The organism is Micromonospora sp. L31, assembly GCF_052068075.1.
GTDB lineage: Bacteria > Actinomycetota > Actinomycetes > Mycobacteriales > Micromonosporaceae > Micromonospora > Micromonospora purpureochromogenes.
In genome coordinates, this window is record NZ_JBQHDC010000005.1 from 414,477 (window position 1) to 430,643 (window position 16,167).

Below are 16,167 nucleotides of genomic sequence, written 5' to 3' on the forward strand. Positions count from 1 at the left end.
CCGACACGACAAGGGCGCCGCCTCCGTCGGGAGGCGGCGCCCTGTCGGCGTACGCGGGCTCAGGCCGTCCTGCGCCAGAACACCCCGCCGTTGTCCACCGGCCGGATCTCGTCGGTGATCCCGTGCTCGTCGCGGTACTCGTGCACCGCCGCCCGGCAGGGCTCCATGTTGTAGTCGTCGATGATGATGAACCCGCCCACGGAGAGCTTGGGGTAGAGCGGGATCAGCGCCTCCCGGGTCGACTCGTACAGGTCGCCGTCGAGGCGGAGCACGGCGATCGAGGAGATCGGCGCCGCCGGCAGGGTGTCCTTGAACCACCCCTCCAGGAACTCCACCTGCTCGTCGAGCAGGTCGTACGCCTTGAAGTTGGCCCGGACCGCGTCCGCCGAGACGCTGAGCATGCTGTTCAGGTTGTGCAGCGCCATCTCCTGGTCCAGCGGGTGGCTGCCCTCCCCCGCCTCGGGCACGCCCTCGAAGGAGTCGGCGGCCCAGACGCGCCGGTCGGTGACGCCGTGCGCCTTGAGGATGGCGCGCATCAGGATGGTCACACCGCCGCGCCACACCCCGGTCTCGACCAGGTCCCCGGGGATCCCGTCGGCCAGCACCCGCTCGACGCACTCCTGCACGTTGTCCAGACCCTCGAGACCGACCAGCGTGTGCGCGGCGGAGGTGCCCGGAAGGCCCCCCTCGGGCACCGCGGCGCCCTCGGCCCCCGTCCACCAGGGAGCGGCGTTGTCGGTGTAGATCTCGTTGGCGATCACCTTCTTGATCAGCTCAAGGTAGAGCGTGACTCCCGTGTCGGTCATCTGTCCGTCCTCTTCCGCGGCTGGCGCGCGTGCCGACGCCGCTGTCGATCGGTCCTTGGTTGCCCTGCCGGACGCCGGTCGGGCCGCGCCGCATCCGGCACGGCCCGACCGCCGGTGCGTCCACCACCCCGCCGTACGGATACGGCGGGACGACGTCAGAGGTGCTGCATGGCCAACGCGCCACCGTCGATCTTGATCTGGCTGCCGGTGACGTAGCGCGACTCGTCGGAGGCCAGGTAGACCACGGCGTGCGTCACGTCGGCCTGGGTCACGTGCGAGATCGGCATGGCGTGGATGGCGCTGAGGATCGGCGCGACGTCCTCGACGGTGGGGTCGTCGAGGTCCGGCCGGTAGGTCTGGAACATTCCCTTGTTGAACGCCATGTCGGTGTCCACCGTGGTCGGGTGGACCGAGTTGACCCGCCCGCTGGTCGGCGCGAGCTGCAGCGCCAGCGCCTTCACGTAGTCGACCAGGACGTGCTTGGCGAACCGGTACCCGGCGTACCCGGCGCCGGCCATCACGTCGGAGGGCATCGGCGGCAGGAAACTCGCGATCGAGCCGACGATGATGACCGACACGCCCTCGTTGAAGTGCGGCAGCGCGGCGTGCACGGTGTTCAGCACCCCGGCGAGGTTGACGTCGATGGTGCCGGTGAAGGCGGTGATCGGCTGGTCCGGCCCCATCGGCAGGATGCCGGCGTTCGGAATCAGGACGTCGATCTTCCCCAGCTCGGCGACGCCCTCGTCGATGGCCGCGCGCAGCGCGCCGTAGTCGCGGACGTCCGCGTGCCGGACGACCACCCGGCGGCCGGCCTCCTTGACCAGGCGCGCCGTCTCCTCCAGGTCCTCGTTGCCGGCCATGCCGTAGCCGGCCGAGTCGATGTCCCTGCAGATGTCGATCGCGATGATGTCGGCGCCCTCCTCGGCCAGCCGGACCGCGTGGCTGCGCCCCTGACCACGGGCCGCGCCCGTGATGACGACGACCTTGTTCTCCGCCCGCCCCATGTGGGTCTCCCTCTGCCGGATCGCGTGAAAGGTGAGTCGAGACCGACCGGGAGCAGCGCCGCGTGCGGCGGTGGTTTCTCGCGTACGGTGGCCCGCTCGGGGCCGACGCTAATCAGGTACGGGACTCCTCTGAACCCCTTCCGACCCCTACTGGTCCCTTGAAGGACGCGGCCGGCGGGGCACAGAATGGGCGGCACCGGTGTCGCGACCCCGGCGGCGATCAGGGCCGTCCGGGCTGAAACGTCGACTCTTCGCCGAAGGGACGACGGCATGCACCCGATGCTGCGGCGGCTCGACGACCTCGCCGCCCACCTGCGCACCCGCCCCGATGCCGTGGCGCTGCTCGGCCTCGGCTCGGCCGGGGTGGCGTACGACCGCCTGGACGAGCACTCCGACCTGGACTTCTTCGTCGTGGTCGCCGACGACGCGGTGCCCCGCTACGTCGAGGAGATCGGCTGGCTGGCGGCGCCGTGCCCGGTGGCGTACAGCTTCGCCAACGAGCGCAACGGCCGCAAGGCGCTCTACGCCGACGGGATCTTCGTCGAGTACGCGGTGTTCACCGTCGCGGAGCTGGCGCGGTTGCCGTTCACCGGCGCCCGCGTCGTCTGGCAGCGGGACGACGCGCCCGCCACCCTGGCCGAGTGCGGCCGGGCACCGGGCGGGCCGGCGTACGACACGGTGGAGTTCCACCTCAACGAGGCGCTGACCAACCTCTACGTCGGCCTGCACCGGGAGTTGCGCGGCGAACGGCTCACCGCGGCCCGCTTCATCCAGTCGTACGCGGTGGACCGGGTGATCGCGCTGCTGGGCCTCACCGGGGCCGGTGCGGGGCACCGGCGCGACCCGTTCGACGCCAGCCGGCGCGTCGAGCAGGCGTACCCGCCGGAGGTCCTGCCGCTGGCCGCGATGGTCCCGGGATACGCGCGCAACCGCGAGGCGGCGCGGGCGGTGTTCGGCTGGCTGGCGGAGCGGTTCCCGGTGGACCCGGTGATCGGCGAGGCCGTCCGGTGGCTGCTGGACGTCCCGCCCCCGCCTCCGTCGCAGCGCGACCTCCCGGCGCCGGACGCACCATGACGATCCACCCGAACGTCGACGTCCCGACGACGAAGGCGCGCGGCCCGAGGGCAGGTCGCTGATCCGGTCCCCGCCGTCGCGTCGGGCGCGGGCCGGATCGATCGTTCCGGCCCGCGCCGGCCACCGGCCGTATCACGATGTTCGGGGTGGCCGGCGACCGGCGGGCCCGCCCCCGGCCGCACGGGGCGGGCGGCGGCCGTCGGCCCGGAACCGGTCGGGACGACGCCCCGCGGCGGCGGCGTGCCGACCGCCGCCGGCGGAAGGGGTGACGTGGAGGCGCTGTTCCTGATCGTGGTCCTGGCCGCCACGGTGCTGGTCGGCACCACCCTCGGTGGCCGCTACAGTGTGGCCCCGCCGGTCCTGCTGATCACCATGGGTGCGCTGCTCGCGCTGCTCCCACCGCTGTCCCACGTCGTGCTGGAGCCGGAGGTGGTGCTGCTGCTCTTCCTGCCGGCGATCCTCTACCGGGAGAGCCTGGTCGTCAGCATCCGCGAGATCCGGGCGAACCTGCCGGCGATCGCGTTGCTCGCCGTGGTGCTGGTGGGGATCACGATGGTCGCGGTGTCCCTGGCCGTACAGCAGCTCGGGGTGGAACCGGCCGCGGCGTGGGTGCTGGGCGCGGTGCTCGCGCCGACCGACGCTGCGGCGGTCGCCGGCCTGGCCAAGCGGATGCCCCGCAGGCTCCTGACGACGTTGCGCGCGGAGAGCCTGATCAACGACGGCACCGCGCTGGTGCTCTTCGCCGTCACGGTCGGACTGATCGTCGGCGGCGCCTGGCCGAGCGCACCATCCCTGCTCGGTGAGTTCGGCGGCGCGGCCGGGGGCGGGATCGCCGCCGGCCTGCTGGCCGGCGGGATTGTGATCGCGATCCGCCTACGCCTCGACGACCCGCTGCGCGAGGGCGCGCTGAGCGTGCTGACCCCGTTCCTCGCGTTCCTGCTCGCGGAACTCGTCCATGCCAGTGGCGTGCTGGCCGTGGTGGTCGCCGGTCTCATCCTGTCCTACTACGGGCCCCGCGTGATCCGGGCCCGCTCCCGAGTGCTGGCCTACGCCTTCTGGGACCTCTCCACATTCCTGATCAACGGTTCGTTGTTCGTCCTGCTCGGCATGCAGATCCCCCGGGCGGCGGAGAGCATCACCAGCACCTCGACCACGCAGGCGTTGGCCATCGGGGCGGTGGCGGCGGCCGTGGTGGTGGTGACCCGGATGGTGATGGTGCAGATTGCCGGGTTCGGCCTGGAACTCGTCGAACGGCGTAAAAGGCAGCGCCGGGGCCCGATTGGCTGGCGGGTGCGCACTGCGGCCGGGTGGGCGGGATTCCGTGGCGCGGTGTCCCTCGCGGCGGCGCTCGCGGTGCCGACGACGACCGCCTCGGGGGCCCCGGTCGCCGAACGTGACCTGATCATCTTCTGCACCGCGATGGTCATCCTGCTGACGATCCTGATCCAGGGCACCACGCTGCCGGCCGTGCTCAACTGGGCGCGGCTCAGGGGCGACACTGAGCAGGAGGAGGAGGTCCGGCAGGCCCGGACGGCGGCCACCAGGGCCGGCCTGGCCGCGCTGCCCGAGGTCGCCGCCAGAATCGGTGTCGACCCCGACGCGGTCCACCGGCTCCGCACCGACTACGAGCAGCACCTCGACGACATGCGCACCGCCGAGACCGGGGACGAGGCCGCCGAGGCGCGGGAGCGCGACCGCCGCCTCCGGCTCCAACTGCTCGACCACAAGCGCCGCGAGATCAACCGGCTGCGCGACAACAACGAGATCGACGACGCCGTGCAGCGGGAGGTGCAGGCCGCCCTGGACATCGAGGAGATCCGGCTGCTGGGGCCGAGCACCAGCGAATGACGCGCCGGCCGGCGTCAGGCACCGAGCCGTTGGCGCGCCAGGAACTTCGGCACGACCATCCGCCACGCCTCGGTCACCAGCTCGGTCATCTGGTCGTGGTCGAGCCGGTCGAGTCGGCAGCAGACCCAGTGGAAACGCAGGTCGGACGCGCCTGGCAGGAAGAACACGTCCGGCTCGGCGGCGACGAGCCCGTCGCGTTCCTCCTTCGGGTAGCCGAAGCCCATCGTCGTCTCGTCGCAGGAGAACGCGACGTAGACGATGGCGCCCACCCGGAACTTCACCCGGTCGCGGATCAGGTGCTCGGTGGTGCGCGGCAACGTCAGTGCCAGCGACCGTACGTCGGCGACGGTGACCATGCGCCGACCGTAGCGGCGGGGGCCGACATCCCCGAAGGCTCAGCGCCCCCGGGCCTGGTTGACCCGCACGGCCCGCAGCAGGGTGCGGGGGGCGGCGAGCGCGTTCGGGTGGCGGCGCATCTCGACGACGGCGTCGAAGCGCCGGGCGGTCACCGGGTCGGTCACCGACGCGGCGGTGATCTGGTCGGCCACCCATCGGGAGATCCGGTGTCCCGGCGGGCGGGGGCCGGGCACCGACGGGCGGGCCAGGTCGGCGGAGGTGGACATCCCCCAGGCCGCGTCGACCACGACCCGCTGCAACGCGAGGAACTCCCGGGCCGGCCGGCGCAGATCGGCGCCGGAGCGGAGGTACTCCGAGAGGCAGGAGGCGTGCAGGGCCGCCGACGACATGCCCTGCCCGTAGATCGGGTTGAACGAGGAGACCGCGTCACCGACCGCGACCAGCCGGGCCGGCAGCCGGCGCAGGCGGTGGAAGTCCCGGCGCCGGCTGTCGGCCTGCCGGTAGGTGCGGACCGTCCCGAGCATCTCGTTGGCCACCACCCGGGCGAACTCCGGGGGAAAGTCCTCCCGGCACCGGCGGACGAGGTCGTCCGCGTCGCGGCCGGGCCGGTCCCCGCCGTAGCTGCCGAGCATCACGATCCACCGGTCGCCCTCGATGGCGGAGAAGGCGGCGCCGGCGAGGTCGCCGCCCGCCGCGGCGGTGCAGCCGGCCAGCACCGCGACCGGCACCGGGTGCTCTTCGGTACGCCGGAACGTGGCGGTCGCGTAGTGCAGGTTGATCGCCATCCGGCGCATCGGGGGGCGTTCCCACCCGCCCTGCTCCAGCCAGTCGCCGAGGCGGCTCGACCGGCCGGTGGCGTCCACCACGAAGTCGGCGGGCGTGACGACCGGGCCGGTGGCGCTCTCGTGCCGTACCCCGGTGACCGCGGTGCCGGCGAAGTCCAGTCCGGTGACGCGTCCGGGCAGCAGGGTCACGTTGGGCAGCGCCAACGTGCGGCGGCGGAGCAGCTCCTCCAGGAAGGGCCGGCTCGCCGCGATCATGTCGACGTCCGAGCCCGGGACCTTGCGCCGGCCGTCGAGGTAGCTGCGGCGGGCGGCGGCGGGAAGCAGGACGGCACCCTCGGCCACGGCCTGGCGGGAGAAGCCGGGGAACCACCGGTCGATCTGGTCCCGGCCCGCCGGCAGCAGGACGTGCATCTGAGTGCCGTGCGGCACACCGGCCCGGTGTCCGGTGCCCGCGCCCAGCTCGTCCCGGTCCACCACGAGCACGCTCTCGGCGTGCTCGGCGAGCACCCGGGCCGCCAACAGCCCGGCCACGCTCGCGCCGAGCACCACGGCCCGGCCCATGATCAACGATGGCGCCGGCACCGGCCCGGTGGCGCCGAGCCGGGCGAAGACGCGCGCGGGCGACTGGTACATCACGACCTCCCGGGGGGCGGCGGTCCGGGTGCCGGCGTCGTGGCGCGCGGCCGGGCGTCCTCGCGGGTGCGAGGGGAGACCGGGCTGCGGGCATCGACGGGGCAGGCCGAGGGGATTGGCTCTGCGGTGAGCCTCGCCGGCGAATCTAACCGCCCGGCCGCCCGCCGGCCTCCCGTCGCCATTCCGACGCGGTCGCCGCAAACGGATGAAACCCCCCACCCCGCGCTTCCGCGACCGGGCCTACCTCCGCCGGTTTCGGTCCGCCGCCGCCCGGTCGTACTCGGCCTGGGCCGCCAGCACGGTGCCCAGCTCGCTCTCGACCAGCTCGATCAGCCCGATCAGCCGCTCGGCCACCCGGGCGCCGAGCGGGGTGAGGCTGTACTCGACGTGCGGCGGGATGGTCGTCTGCACGTCCCGCCGCACCAGGCCGTCCCGCTCCAGCGCCTGGAGCGTCTGGGACAGCATCTTCTCGCTGACCCCGTCGACGCGGCGGCGCAGCGCGTTGAACCGGTACGCGCCCTCGTGCAGCGCGGAGAGAGCCAGGATCCCCCACTTGCCGGCGATGTTCTCCAGCGTGCGACGCGAGCCGCAGCCGCGGGCGAAGACGTCCGCGACGAGCTGGTCGTCGGCGTCCCTGGCGTCCGCTCCGGCAGGGTTGGTGAGGGGAGCAGTCATGGCTCGACCGTACCCGGCCGACACCCTCCGATCCACCGCACTTACCTACGGGTTGGCACTTTCCCAGAGTTAGTGCATGCTTCGAGGGACCCGTCATCCCGAGGAGTGACCATGATCGTCGTAACCGGAGCCACCGGCCTGCTCGGCCGCCTCGTCGTCACCGAACTGCTCGACCGGGGCGTTCCCGCCCAGCAGATCGTCGCCGCGGTCCGCAACCCGGAGAACGCCGCCGACCTGGCGGCCCGGGGCGTGCTCGTACGGGAGGCCGACTACGACCGCCCCGAGACCCTGACCGGTGCCCTCGCCGGCGCCGACCGCCTCCTGCTCGTCTCGGCCAACGAGGTCGGGCGGCGGGTGGCGCAGCACCGCGCCGTCGTCGACGCCGCCGTGGCCGCCGGGGTACGCCTGATCGCGTACACCAGTGTCCTGAAGGCAGACACCGCCACCTTCCCGCTCGCCGCCGAGCACCAGGCGACCGAGGAGCTGATCCGGGCCTCCGGCCTGCCGTACGCGCTGCTGCGCAACGGCTGGTACACCGAGAACTACACCGGCAACCTGGCCGCCACGCTCCAGCACGGCGCGGTCCTCGGCAGCGCCGGTGACGGCCGGGTCGCCGCCGCCACCCGGGCCGACTACGCCGCCGCTGCCGCCGCCGTCCTGGCCGACGACGGCCACCAGAACGCGGTCTACGAGCTGGGCGGCGACGAGCCGTTCACCATGGCCGAACTCGCCGCCGAGATCTCCCGGCAGAGCGGCACCGAGGTGGTCTACCGCGACCTGCCGGCCGAGGAGTACGCGACGGCACTGGTCGCCGCCGGCCTGCCGGAGCCGTACGCGGCCACCCTGGCCGAGTGCGACCGGGGCATCGCCCGGGGCGAGCTGACCACCGACAGCGGTGACCTGCGCCGCCTCGCCGGCCGTCCCAGCACCACCCTCGCCGACGCGGTCGCGGTGGCGCTCAAGGGCTGATCCCCTCGGCGCCGGTGGCCAGGGTGCGCCCCGGGCCACCGGCGCCCGCGCCGAGCACGTCGTGGTTCGGGCGTTTGCGGCGGTGGGCGGCGGGAAGGACCGACCTCCACCTGCCGAACGGAGATGACGTCGATGGAGGACCTGGTCCACCGGTGCCCGCGCACCCTCGCGGCGCGAGCGAGCGGGCGGACGCGACGGAGCACGTCGTGACCGGGCCGGTGCCCGACGAGCCGCTCGGTGAGCTGGAACTCGTGCATCGCTTCACCGGGCCGATGCCGACCGGGGTCAGCGTCTCGCACACCGGCCGCGTCTTCGTCAACTTCCCCCAGTGGGGCGACGAGGTGCCGGCGACGGTGGTCGAACTGCGCGACGGCGCGGAGGTGCCCTTCCCGGACCAGCGGTGGAACAGCCCGTCCGGCAACGACGACGCGACGGCGTTCGTGTCGGTGCAGAGCATCGTGGTCGACCCCGCCGACCGGCTCTGGGTGCTCGACACCGGCAGCCCGATGTTCCGACCCACCGTCCCCGGCGGGCCGAAGCTGGTCCGGGTGGACCTGGACACCGACAGCGTCGGCCAGGTCATCACCTTCCCGACCGACGTGGCGCTGCCCACGACGTACCTCAACGACGTGCGCTTCGACCTGCGGCGCGGCGAGGCCGGCACCGCCTACATCACCGACTCCTCCGACTCCGGCCCGAACGGGATCATCGTGGTGGACCTGGCCTCCGGGGCGTCCTGGCGACGGCTGCACGACCACCCGTCCACCAAGGCCGAGCCGCTGGCGACGTTCCGGCCGGTGGTCGAGGGCCGACCGCTGCTGGAACGCCCCGCCGACGGCCCGCCGAAGCCGATCGCGATCGGCTCGGACGGCATCGCCATCTCACACGACGGCGCCCGGCTGTACTACTGCCCGCTCGCCTCGCGGCACTGGTACAGCGTGTCCACCGACGCACTCGCCAACCCGGCGGTCGACGACGGCCTGGTCGCCGCGTCCGTGGCCCACGAGGGCGACAAGGGCGGCGGCTGCGACGGGCTGGAGTCCGACGACGCCGGCCGGCTCTACCTCACCTCGTACGAGCACAACGCGGTGCTGCGCCGCCGCGCCGACGGCGAGTACGAGACGCTGGTCCACGATCCCCGGCTGCTCTGGCCCGACACGATGTCGGTCGCCACCGACGGGTACCTCTACGTGACCGCCAACCAACTGCACCGCCAGCCGACGTACCAGCGTGGCCAGGACCTGCGGCGCAAGCCGTACGCCCTGTTCCGGACCCGGATCGACGCCGGACCGGTGCTGCTGCGCTGACGCCGGGGGCGCGCGGGCGGGCCCCGCGCCGCGCGGGGCCGCCGCTCAGCCCTGCCGCGCCTTCTGGCGCGGGTCTGCCTTGTTGAGCACGAACAGCTTGCCTCGGCGGCGGACCACGATCGAGTTCGCCTTCCGCTTCAACGACCGCAGGGAGCTTCTGACCTTCATCCCGAGCCATCCCTTCCTGTGGTGACGCGCAGCCGTGATCGGTGGACGGTCGGCCGGCACGAGGCGGCCCCGGGCCGTCGGCACACCGCGGCTGGTGTACCCGACCCGGCAGCGGGCATTCGCCATACCCGCGGCGGGCCGCGGCCGGGTGCGGGCCTGACGGGCCGCCCGGGGTGACCGGGCGCTACCTCGGCGCGCGGCTACGACCGGTGGTGGCTCCGCTGGGTGGTGGAGGTCCACCCCTTCCGCCGTAGTCGGTCGAACCCGTCCAGCAGGAGGTCGAGAGCGAACTCGAACTCGAACTGGTCGTCACAGCCGGGACCGACGACGGACCGCCCGTCGTGGTCGGCTCGCGAGGCGACCTCCGCGATGTGGGGGTACCTGCGGGACATCTCCCGCAACGCGGCCGCCTGCGTGCCCGGGTCGGGGCCCGGCCCGCCGTCGTTGAACAGCTCCTGGCTGAATCCGAGGACGCGGCTCCCGAGCGCGTGCATCACGTGGTGCGTGAGGTCGACGGAGAGACCGCCGGCCCGGAACATCCCGATCATCGAGTCCAGGTACGCCAGGGTGGCCGGCGTCGGCCTGGTACGTGACTCGATCACCCGCGACGCCCACGGGTGACGCAGGAGTGCCTGTCGGGCGGACAGGATCCGCTGCCGGACGCCGCTCTTCCAGTCGACGTCGGGGTCCGGCGGGTCGATCTCCCCGACGACCACGTCGGCCATGCCGTCCAGCAGCTCTTCCTTGTTCGCGACGTGCTTGTAGAGCGCCATCGGGACGACGCCGAGTTCCTGCGCGAGCCGGCGCATGCTGAGCGAGTCGATCCCGGTGGTGTCGGCGAGCGCGACGGCGGCGCGCAGCACCCGCTCGGTGTTCAGCGGGCGACGCCCGGCCTCGCTCTGCTCGGTCACCGGCTCGCCCTTTCCACTCCCGCTTGACAGGTGTACAGCGTACACCTAGAGTCCGTGCGTACTCAGGTGTACGGCGTACACCTGACCGTCGCGGACAGGAGTCGACATGAGCCCCACGAGAAGGACCGCGGTGACCGCGGGACTGTTCTTCCTGATCACCGAGATCGCCGCGATCGCGGGGCTGGTGCTCTACCGCCCCGTGCTCACCGACGTCGACTACGTCCTCGGGGCGGGCGCCGACCCTCGGGTGCTGCTCGGCGGCCTCTTCGAGCTGATCCTGGTCGGCGCCATCGTCGGCACGGCGGTCACGCTCTACCCGGTCGTCAGGCGGCAGCACCACGCCGCCGCTCTCGGCTACCTCTGCGTACGCGTTTTGGAGGCGGTCGTCATCGTCGTGGGCATCCTCAGCGTCCTGGCGGTGGTGACGCTCCGCCGGGACGTCGCCGGGACGGCCGGCGCCGACGACGCCTCACTCGTCACCGCCGCCCGGGCACTCGTCGCCCTCCACGACTGGGCGTTCCTGCTCGATCCCAACGTCGCGCTCGGGGCCAACAGCCTGCTGCTCGCCCTCCTGCTGTACCGGTCGCGAATGGTGCCCCGGTCCATCACCGTGCTCGGGCTGGTCGGCGGGCCGCTCATCTGCGCCTCGGCGACCGCCGTGCTGTTCGGGCTCTACGACCAGGTCTCCACCTGGGGCTCGCTCGCCGCGCTGCCTGTGTTCGCGTGGGAGCTCAGCCTCGCCGGGTACCTCATCCTCCGCGGCTTCGCGCCGGCCGCCGCGTCCGGCGGCGACGTCCCGACGGGCCCGGTACGCGCCGAACTGTCGGCCGGGTGAGCGGTCCGGCCGCGGTGGTGCCGGGGATCGCCGGCCGGCAGCCGCGGCACCGGCACCGGCCGGTCACGGCGTCGGACGCAGCCGCCCACGGGCCACCAGCTCGACGGTCAGCACCACCGCGACCGCCTCCACCGCCAGCAACCCGACCAGGACGACCAGCTGGGTGATCCCAGCGGCGAGCGGACCCGCCCCGCCGAGCAGCATCCCGACGAAGGCGCCGGGCAGGGTCACCAGGCCCACCGTGCGGGTCTGGTCCAGCGCCGGGATCAACGCCTGGCCGGCCGCCGGACGGCAGACCAGCAGCACCGCGTCGCGGGGCAGCATGCCCAGCGCCAGGGCCGCCTCCACCTCGCCCCGGCGGCCGGTCAGCTCGTCCAGGGCCCGCCGGCCGGCCAACGAGGTGGCGGTCATCGCGCCGCCGATCAGGATCCCGGCGACCGGGATGACCGCGATCCCGCGCGCCGGCACCAGGCCCGCCAGCAGCAGACCCAGCACGACGGAGAGGCTGCCGGCCACGATCGGCACGACGGCCCACCATCCGCGCGCCCCGCCGGTGATCCGCCGGCCGGAGGTGCCCGCTGCGACCACGCACATCACGACCACGAAGGCGGCGGTGGCCCACAGCGACGCCACGAGGGCGGCGATCAGCAGCGACACCGCCGCCAACTGGACCGCCGCGCGGACGGCGGCGACCGCGATCTGGCGGCCGTGCCCGAGCCGGCCGACGGTGGCCACGGCCGCCGCCACGGCGGTCAGCACGACCAGGGTCACCGCCAGCTTCGGGCCGACCACCAGCATCGTCGAGGACATCGGGTCAGTCTCCCGCGACCTCGCGCGCTCCGCGCGGCACCGCCCACCCGCGGCGCCGGGTCAGCGGGCGGCTTCGGCGCCGGAGGCGCGGGTGATGTCCAGCAGGTGGTGTTCGATTTCGTGGATCGTGTGCTGGCCGAGCCAGAGCAGCGTCCGGGCCCGGGGTTCCGGCCACGGGTAGACGCCGGTGCGGGCGAGGTCCGCCTGGTCGAGTACGGAGAACCGGGTCGCCAGGTCGGTCGCGGCGGTGGCCAACGCGGCGAGCACCAGCGTCGGGTCCTGTTCGTTGTAGGCGTCGGTGACGGCCCGTTCGTCGCGTCCCATCGGGGTGAACTCCGGCTGGTTGACGGTGAGCGCCAGGACCAGCCGATCGGTCTGGACCCGGAGCCCGTCCCGGACGTGGCAGGTGTACTCCAGTGGCGACCACACCCCCTCGGCCGGTCGCCGCCGCAGGTCCGCCACCCCGCCCAGCGCGGTCGCGTACCGCTCCCCGACCGCGGCCAGGAGCCGCGGCAGGTCGGCGGCGGCGACGCCGGCGTAGTCGAAGCCGCACTCGTCGCATTGATCCACCCGCTGAGGCTAACGGCACCAGCACGGGGAGGGGACCCCACGGCGGCCGGCGGCGACGGAACTCCCGCGCGTGGGCGGAACTCGGGCGGCGTCCGCTGGAAGCGACGGCGATCCGGCAGGATGGGTGGATGTCCGTGCTGTCCGTGTTGCCCCGCCCGATCATCGCCGCGCCGATGGCCGGCGGCCCGTCGACACCGGCCCTCGCGGCGGCCGTCTCGGCCGCGGGCGGCCTGGGCTTCCTGGCCGCCGGGATGATCAGCGCGGACCGGCTCGCCGCCGACGTGGCCGAGGTCCGTACTCGCACCGACCGCCCGTTCGGCGTCAACGTCTTCCTGCCGGACGCGAACGGCGGTGCGGTCGACGCGGTCGCCGTCCGGGCGTACGCCGAGCGGCTCGCCCCGGAGGCCCGGCGGCACGGGGTGACGCTCGGCGAACCGGTCGGCGGCGACGACGCGTACCCGGAGAAGCTGGCCGCCCTGCTCGCGGACCCGGTGCCGGTGGTGTCCTTCGTGTTCGGGCTGCCCGACCGGGCGGCGGTGGCCGCCCTGCGGGAGCGGGGCACCGAGGTCTGGGCCACGGTCACCAGCCCCGACGCCGCCTCCGAAGCGGTCGGGCTCGGCGTGGACGCCGTCGTCGTGCAGGGCACCGAGGCCGGCGGGCACCGCGGTGGCCTGCCGGACGACGACGACTACGGGGTGCTGTCCCTGCTCCGGCTGGTCGCCGCCCGCTGCGACCGGCCGCTGGTGGCCGCCGGCGGCATCGCCGACGGCGCCGGGGTGGCGGCCGTGCTGACCGCCGGTGCCGCCGCCGCCCAGGTCGGTACGGCCTTCCTGCGCTGCCCGGAGGCGGGCACCTCCCCGATGCACCGGGCGGCGGTGTCCGGCACCGCGCCGACCGCGCTGACCCGCGCGTTCACCGGGAAGCGGGCGCGGGGAGTGGTCAACGACTTCCTTCGCCGGCACGACGGGTCGGCACCCGTCGGCTACCCGCAGGTGCTGCACCTCACCCGCCCGCTGCTGGCCGCCGCCAAGGGCAGCGGGGACGCCTCGGTGGCGAACCTGTGGGCCGGTCAGGCGCATGCCCTGGCGACGGAGACTCCGGCGGGTGATCTGGTGGCCGAGCTGACCGCGGGGGCCCGGGCCGCGCTCACGGCGGCCGTCGAGAGGTCCGGCGCCTGGGGCTGAGCAGCCACGGCCTTCCCGGGCGGGCCGTGAATTGGGATGCGCCGCCCCGGTGGCCGCCCTACGGTGTCCCTCCGTGACGATCGACATCGTGAGCCTCGCGGACCGCCCGGACCTCGCTGCCCTGTTCGACGAGGATTTCGACGGGGCGTGGCCGCAGTTCATGCTCTGGGACCCGATGGGTGGCATCTACTACAACGTCGCCCACGACCTCTATCCCGAGTTCGTGTTCGCCGCCGTCGACTCCGCCGAGCCCGGGCGCGCCGTCGCGAAGGCGTACGCCGTGCCGCTGCGCTGGACCGAGCCGGAGCTGCCGGACGGCGGCTGGGACCGGGCGATCCAGCGGGCCACCGTCACCCGCCTCAGCGGGGCCACCCCGAACATCGTGTCGGCCATCGAGATCTGCGTCCGACCGGACCGGCGGGGCGCCGGGTTGTCCGCCCGGATGCTCGCCGCCATGCGGCGGGCCGTCGCCGATCGGGGGTACGACACCCTGGTCGCCCCGGTCCGCCCGAGCGGCAAGCACGCCGACCCCGAGCTGCCGATGACCGAGTACGCGGCCCGGGTCCGCGACGACGGTCTGCCGGTCGACCCGTGGCTGCGGGTGCACGTGCGCGCGGGCGGACGCATCGAGCGGGTGGCCACCCGGTCCATGATGATCAGCGGCAGCCTCGAGGACTGGCGCCGCTGGACCGGCCTGCCGTTCGACACGAGCGGGCCGGTGCACGTGCCGGGCGCCCTGGTGCCGGTGCACTGCGACGTGGCGCACGACCACGCCGTCTACGTCGAGCCCAACGTCTGGGTCCGGCACCGGCTGTAGGTGGTCAGGAGACTCCTGCCTCGAGCCGCTCCTTCAGGTGCCGGTAGCTCGCCGGCGCGCCCTTCGCCGCCAGCCGGCGGACCATCGGCACGAGCGGCACACCGACCCCGTGTCCGGCGAAGTCCAGGGCGAACGTCACGCGCGACCGCGCGCCCTCGTCGAGAGGTTCGACGGTCACGGTCACGCTCGGCCTGATCGGCCCGTCGACCCCGCGCACGGCCCACCGGCCGGGCGGACTGTCCTCGGTCACCTCCTGGGTCATGGTGCGCTCGACCCCGCCGATCCGGCGGGTCGTGGTGAACCGAATGCCCAATCCGACCGGGCCACCCGACTCCACGCGTACGCCCACGACGTCGTGCTGCCACTCGGCGAACCGCGTGGGATCGGTGACGTACGCGAACACCTCGTCCGGCGGCCGGTCGATGTCGATGGTGGAGACGGCGGCGGTCATGGCTCCTCCTGCTCGTGCTGACGCGGCGGGTCGAGGGTGTCCGCCCCACCACTCATGACACACCGCGAGCGGAGGATGTGACCGGGCGCGTCCGCCACCCCGACGGGCAAGGGCTCAGGCGCCCGGCAGATCCATGACGTACCCGTTGATCGCGCGTACCTGGTCCGCGAGGTCCGGCAGCTCGACCACCTCGACCCCCGCCGCCGCCAGCAGCTCGACGCCCTGGCAGTCCACGAAGATCGGCGGTTCCCGCATCGCCAGCACGACCCGACGGATACCCGCGGCCAGGATCAGGCTGGTGCAGGTGGGCGACCGATGCTGACGCACGCTGCACGGTTCCAGGGAGCTGTAGATGGTCGCTCCGGACAGGTCGACCCCGCGGAGCTTGACCAGTGCGGACTCCTCGGCGTGCACATGGGAATCGGTCTCCCGGGAGTACCCCCGGGCCAGCTCGGTCCCGTCGCGGCCGACCACGATCGCGCCGACCGCGTACGCGGTGGCCTTCGGCGGGCACCGCCGGGAGAGGTCGACCGCGTCCTGGAGCCAGCGGCGGTCGAGGGCGGGCGGCGGGGTCACGGGGTGCCGAACCGTTCCGACAACGCACACCGCAGCAGCACCACGTCCCCCATCTCGCGTACCTCGGCCGGGCGGGCCCGGTGGCCCGGGTGCCGACGTGGACCGCCGGCGACGAAGCGGTGCGCCCCGCTGTCTCCCACGAAGAACGGGGCCAGCACCAGGTGCAGCTCGGCGGCCGGACCCGCTTCGCGGAACTGAGTGTGCATCGTCGCGCCGCCTTCGACCATGAGCCGGCGCACAACCCGCTCGGACGAAGTACCGCGCCGTCGGCTCCAGGTCGGCCCGGCCGGTGACGGTGACCCTGACCGGTGACGAGAGCAGCACGCGTGGCCCGGCGCGACCCGGACCGCACCAAGCAACCGTCGATCGTCCCGGCGGCGCGACCGC

The 16,167-nt window shown here is 73.7% G+C and carries 18 protein-coding genes and 1 pseudogene; 7 read left to right on the forward strand and 12 right to left on the reverse strand.

The window, feature by feature from the left end:
* Positions 1-59: 59 nt before the first annotated feature.
* Positions 60-806, reverse strand: coding sequence for a TylF/MycF/NovP-related O-methyltransferase (locus tag ACTMS9_RS16955; protein WP_334575458.1), 747 nt, complete (start codon positions 804-806; stop codon positions 60-62).
* 155 nt (positions 807-961) lie between these two features.
* Complete coding sequence (locus ACTMS9_RS16960; protein WP_210774616.1) at positions 962-1,810, reverse strand: mycofactocin-coupled SDR family oxidoreductase; 849 nt, start codon at positions 1,808-1,810, stop codon at positions 962-964.
* Between the two features lie 270 nt (positions 1,811-2,080).
* On the opposite strand from ACTMS9_RS16960, the gene ACTMS9_RS16965 reads away from it, so the two are divergent.
* Both ACTMS9_RS16965 and ACTMS9_RS16970 read left to right on the forward strand, forming a co-directional pair.
* Positions 2,081-2,884 carry a hypothetical protein gene (locus ACTMS9_RS16965; RefSeq protein WP_441165414.1) on the forward strand — a complete coding sequence of 268 codons (804 nt, stop codon included), beginning with the start codon at positions 2,081-2,083 and terminating at the stop codon, positions 2,882-2,884.
* Positions 2,885-3,154: 270 nt separating this feature from the next.
* A complete protein-coding gene (locus ACTMS9_RS16970) occupies positions 3,155-4,732 on the forward strand; it encodes a Na+/H+ antiporter (RefSeq protein WP_441165415.1) in 1,578 nt (525 codons plus the stop codon).
* A 14-nt stretch (positions 4,733-4,746) separates the two neighbouring features.
* Here ACTMS9_RS16970 and ACTMS9_RS16975 read toward each other — a convergent pair whose 3' ends face one another.
* The 3 genes from ACTMS9_RS16975 to ACTMS9_RS16985 form a co-directional block, all read right to left on the reverse strand.
* Positions 4,747-5,088 carry an MmcQ/YjbR family DNA-binding protein gene (locus ACTMS9_RS16975; protein WP_441147841.1) on the reverse strand — a complete coding sequence of 114 codons (342 nt, stop codon included), beginning with the start codon at positions 5,086-5,088 and terminating at the stop codon, positions 4,747-4,749.
* Positions 5,089-5,127: 39 nt separating this feature from the next.
* Entirely contained in the window at positions 5,128-6,507 is a 1,380-nt protein-coding gene (locus ACTMS9_RS16980; RefSeq protein ID WP_441147839.1) for an NAD(P)/FAD-dependent oxidoreductase, read from the reverse strand.
* A gap of 240 nt (positions 6,508-6,747) precedes the next feature.
* Positions 6,748-7,182 (reverse strand): winged helix-turn-helix transcriptional regulator, encoded by a 435-nt coding sequence (locus ACTMS9_RS16985; RefSeq protein ID WP_441147837.1) that lies wholly within the window; start codon positions 7,180-7,182, stop codon positions 6,748-6,750.
* Positions 7,183-7,293: 111 nt separating this feature from the next.
* Here ACTMS9_RS16985 and ACTMS9_RS16990 point away from each other — a divergent pair, with 111 nt between their 5' ends.
* The gene (locus ACTMS9_RS16990; protein WP_441165416.1) at positions 7,294-8,151 is read left to right on the forward strand and encodes an SDR family oxidoreductase; all 858 of its coding nucleotides are present in this window, start codon (positions 7,294-7,296) and stop codon (positions 8,149-8,151) included.
* 206 nt (positions 8,152-8,357) lie between these two features.
* Positions 8,358-9,458 carry an L-dopachrome tautomerase-related protein gene (locus ACTMS9_RS16995; protein WP_441165417.1) on the forward strand — a complete coding sequence of 367 codons (1,101 nt, stop codon included), beginning with the start codon at positions 8,358-8,360 and terminating at the stop codon, positions 9,456-9,458.
* 45 nt (positions 9,459-9,503) lie between these two features.
* On the opposite strand, the gene ACTMS9_RS17000 is transcribed toward ACTMS9_RS16995, so the two are convergent.
* Entirely contained in the window at positions 9,504-9,626 is a 123-nt protein-coding gene (locus ACTMS9_RS17000; protein ID WP_210774610.1) for a 50S ribosomal protein L36, read from the reverse strand.
* 200 nt (positions 9,627-9,826) lie between these two features.
* Positions 9,827-10,537 (reverse strand): TetR/AcrR family transcriptional regulator C-terminal domain-containing protein, encoded by a 711-nt coding sequence (locus ACTMS9_RS17005; RefSeq protein ID WP_441165418.1) that lies wholly within the window; start codon positions 10,535-10,537, stop codon positions 9,827-9,829.
* 130 nt (positions 10,538-10,667) lie between these two features.
* On the opposite strand from ACTMS9_RS17005, the gene ACTMS9_RS17010 reads away from it, so the two are divergent.
* A complete protein-coding gene (locus ACTMS9_RS17010) occupies positions 10,668-11,372 on the forward strand; it encodes a DUF4386 domain-containing protein (protein WP_441165419.1) in 705 nt (234 codons plus the stop codon).
* Between the two features lie 63 nt (positions 11,373-11,435).
* Here ACTMS9_RS17010 and ACTMS9_RS17015 read toward each other — a convergent pair whose 3' ends face one another.
* Both ACTMS9_RS17015 and ACTMS9_RS17020 read right to left on the reverse strand, forming a co-directional pair.
* On the reverse strand, positions 11,436-12,182 hold the full coding sequence (locus ACTMS9_RS17015) for an ABC transporter permease (RefSeq protein ID WP_441165420.1): 747 nt from the start codon (positions 12,180-12,182) through the stop codon (positions 11,436-11,438).
* Positions 12,183-12,242: 60 nt separating this feature from the next.
* Positions 12,243-12,752, reverse strand: a complete 510-nt coding sequence (locus tag ACTMS9_RS17020; protein WP_441165421.1) for a DinB family protein — start codon at positions 12,750-12,752, stop codon at positions 12,243-12,245.
* A 128-nt stretch (positions 12,753-12,880) separates the two neighbouring features.
* Between ACTMS9_RS17020 and ACTMS9_RS17025 the strand changes: the two genes are divergently transcribed.
* Entirely contained in the window at positions 12,881-13,936 is a 1,056-nt protein-coding gene (locus ACTMS9_RS17025) for a nitronate monooxygenase (protein ID WP_441165422.1), read from the forward strand.
* Between the two features lie 73 nt (positions 13,937-14,009).
* Positions 14,010-14,753 (forward strand): N-acetyltransferase, encoded by a 744-nt coding sequence (locus tag ACTMS9_RS17030; RefSeq protein WP_441165423.1) that lies wholly within the window; start codon positions 14,010-14,012, stop codon positions 14,751-14,753.
* Between the two features lie 4 nt (positions 14,754-14,757).
* On the opposite strand, the gene ACTMS9_RS17035 is transcribed toward ACTMS9_RS17030, so the two are convergent.
* The 3 genes and pseudogenes from ACTMS9_RS17035 to ACTMS9_RS17045 form a co-directional block, all read right to left on the reverse strand.
* Complete coding sequence (locus ACTMS9_RS17035; RefSeq protein WP_441165424.1) at positions 14,758-15,204, reverse strand: SRPBCC family protein; 447 nt, start codon at positions 15,202-15,204, stop codon at positions 14,758-14,760.
* A gap of 114 nt (positions 15,205-15,318) precedes the next feature.
* Complete coding sequence (locus tag ACTMS9_RS17040; protein WP_441147817.1) at positions 15,319-15,780, reverse strand: deaminase; 462 nt, start codon at positions 15,778-15,780, stop codon at positions 15,319-15,321.
* Positions 15,777-16,157 (reverse strand): annotated as a pseudogene (locus tag ACTMS9_RS17045) (dihydrofolate reductase family protein); the annotation flags it as partial. The pseudogene ACTMS9_RS17045 and the gene ACTMS9_RS17040, both read right to left, overlap by 4 nt.
* Positions 16,158-16,167: the final 10 nt, after the last annotated feature.